Here is a 2,644-nt window from a genome sequence, read left to right on the forward strand (position 1 = left end):
AAAGTTCTGTTACTAATGGAAGTACTCCACCTAAGAATGATAAAACTGCCATTGCGATTGTCATATTATTTCCTCCTTTGTTGTTGATGCTAAGATGTGATTTATCTTTATGCTTTTATTATAGTAAGCGCTTACATTTTTATCAATACATTCTTATATGCAATATTGCATATAGGGCAATATTATACATTTAGACAAAAATTAGACCCCAATTAGTCATTCTTTAATGGTACCATATCGAGGTGAGAGTCTTTAAGGGTTCTCCTTAATAGGAGGAAACGATGTGGAAAGAATGCAAGTGATTGATAGTAATCTGAAACTCAAGAGCTGGGTTAAACAGGTATTAGCTGTAGGCGGAATGTTAGGGTTCTGCTTCTTGGTGTTATATGCTTGGTGTTATATGTTTACAGTTTCTTAATTGTTATGTAAAAATATATAACTATACTAGTGGAGTCTTACCTACAGAGGTAAGGCTCTTTTGTTGTATCTGATGTGAATTTTTTTAGAGGTACTCCAAAATATTAGGTTGATGGGCATGTGGTGCTATTCCTATCCCTGAAAGTAAACTAATATACAGAAATTTACTTTCAGGGAAATAAATAAAATAACAAATTGCAAGTAGCGAATCCGCTGCTTTTTTATTTTGTAAAGAAGTTGTGGATTTAAAATAAAGTTACGACGTTTATAAAAAAGACGCGATGTTTTAAATAAAGTCACGATGTTTATAAAAAAGTTGTGATATTTTGTCTCTTTCAATTTAGGAATTCTAAGTGACCGGAATTACTTACACTTCGTTTTTCTTAGTGAACCAACAACGCAGATTAGTTACACATCAATAATTAAAATATCAAAACTTTAGGAAGAAGGGGGGATTATGATGAATAAAGAAATTCAAGAATTGTTTGATGATCTCAATTTATTTGCCAGACAAATTGCAAATGTAAGATTGTCAAAATTATCATTTGATGTATATGAATTTAGAGATGAATATGCAATGCAAGTAGACTTAACATTCGCCAGAAAAGGTCAATTTGATAATATTCAAGAGGCATTTTCTGCACTATTTAAAAAGGAATTGTTCGATGGAGAAGAATGGGATATTAGTGATGAGCCAGACCCTTCAGACGAACAATGGCTAACGGCACTAAAAGATGGTTGGATTAATACATACTATTCAAGAGTATGTATTAGCATAGAGTCAGTAAACAAAGATGACTTTATAAGTAGATTTAAAAGGGATTTAGCTGATGTGAATGCACCAGAACAAGTTATTAAAGAACTCTTAATTAGATTAAGTCATATTGAAACAATACAAGTACAAAAGGGGTATGTTTATGATTGTATATTCGGACAATCTGATAGCTATTATTTTTTGTATGAATGGGGAATATATGATTAAAATCATTATAACGACTAAGATTGTGACGAAACGTACTTAAAGTAACGGGGGCGTTGGTGAAATAACGGGTAACAAAACAATCAAACTTTTTTATAAAATTTTTATACTAATTAGCAAAAAAGGACTCCATTTTAACCAATCTTTTTTCAAAATGGAGTCTTTGGGTTTCGCGTAAAATCAAGGTGCATACAATATCTCTAATCAAACGTTAATTCAAACTTACATCTGTAAAAATCATTTTACAGAGTTTTTTGCTAATTATTTATTGTTTTACATAACAAATTGTTACTTGTTCGTCTATGTGGAATAGTTGTAATGTTTTACCATCGTAGTTTTCAATTTTATAAGATGTATAAACAGGATTCGGTATCTTCGTCTCTTGACCGTCTTTCTTTACTTTATCCATTACTAGTGTTAACTGCTTTGAAGCAAGGTCTACAGTATATGTTCCTGTTAAAATGTTATCTTCACTTGGATAAGAACCATTTACATATGTAACAAACGTCTTATCTCCTTTTAGTACTAAAGTAGTTTTTACCCCTTGTCCTAAATCAATAGCCCAGTTACCGATAATTTCGGTACCGTCTTTTAGATTGTTCTGTACGTTTTTATATTTACTAGAACTTGAATCTGGCGTATCAATTTGTCCTTTGAATATACCAGTTTTAGCTTGGCTATCATATGTCTTCACTTGATTGCCACTAGATAGGCTTGGTTTATCAGAAGAACTTGAAGAACCACTTGTTGTAGAAGTAGTTGAACCACCTTTTGCTTCTGCTTTTAACTTATTGAAAATAGGAGTCCAAATACGTTTTGCTTCATCTAATTTGTTGTTTGCTTTATCTACGATTACATCATCAGTATCTTTAGGCGTTTTTGAGTAGTCAAATAACTGTTCTATTTCCTTGAAAGTCTCTCTTAACTTTTGAACAGCTTTTACTATTTCTTTGTGGTCTTCCTTATATTTACCAGGTGCATCTATACGTTCTAGTTTATCAAATACTTTATCTAAGTCTTTAATACTATCTCTTACCTCAGCATTTGATTTACTACCTTTTTTCCAATCTCTTACAGAAGCATCATAATAATCTAATCGTCTTAATAAATCTTGTTCAATGTCTACCATAAGTTGTGGATAATCCTCAGGTAAAACCATAATCATCTTAACATCTTTACTTTCTTCTTTCGAGTTAGTTGATTTTTCCTTTGTTTCAGATGATTTACTTTCTGACTTAGCTGAACTTG

3 protein-coding genes are annotated in these 2,644 nt (G+C 31.5%); 2 read left to right on the plus strand and 1 reads right to left on the minus strand.

Features of this window, described 5'->3' with window-relative positions; all coding sequences use genetic code 11:
• Positions 1-283 precede the first annotated feature (283 nt).
• The gene (locus JDS80_RS32045; RefSeq protein ID WP_274605858.1) at positions 284-418 is read left to right on the plus strand and encodes a hypothetical protein; all 135 of its coding nucleotides are present in this window, start codon (positions 284-286) and stop codon (positions 416-418) included.
• 456 nt (positions 419-874) lie between these two features.
• On the plus strand, positions 875-1,399 hold the full coding sequence (locus JDS80_RS30495; RefSeq protein ID WP_002201533.1) for a hypothetical protein: 525 nt from the start codon (positions 875-877) through the stop codon (positions 1,397-1,399).
• A gap of 262 nt (positions 1,400-1,661) precedes the next feature.
• On the opposite strand, the gene JDS80_RS30500 is transcribed toward JDS80_RS30495, so the two are convergent.
• On the minus strand, positions 1,662-2,644 hold a 983-nt coding region (locus tag JDS80_RS30500; RefSeq protein WP_199640794.1), incomplete at its 5' end, for a DUF3994 domain-containing protein.

This window comes from Bacillus cereus group sp. N8 (assembly GCF_016483685.1).
Classification (GTDB): Bacteria; Bacillota; Bacilli; order Bacillales; family Bacillaceae_G; genus Bacillus_A; species Bacillus_A proteolyticus.

Bases quoted from the DNA above. Each gene is read 5' to 3' on its own strand.
- JDS80_RS30495 (WP_002201533.1), top strand. From the start codon at position 875: ATGATGAATAAAGAAATTCAAGAATTGTTTGATGATCTCAATTTATTT.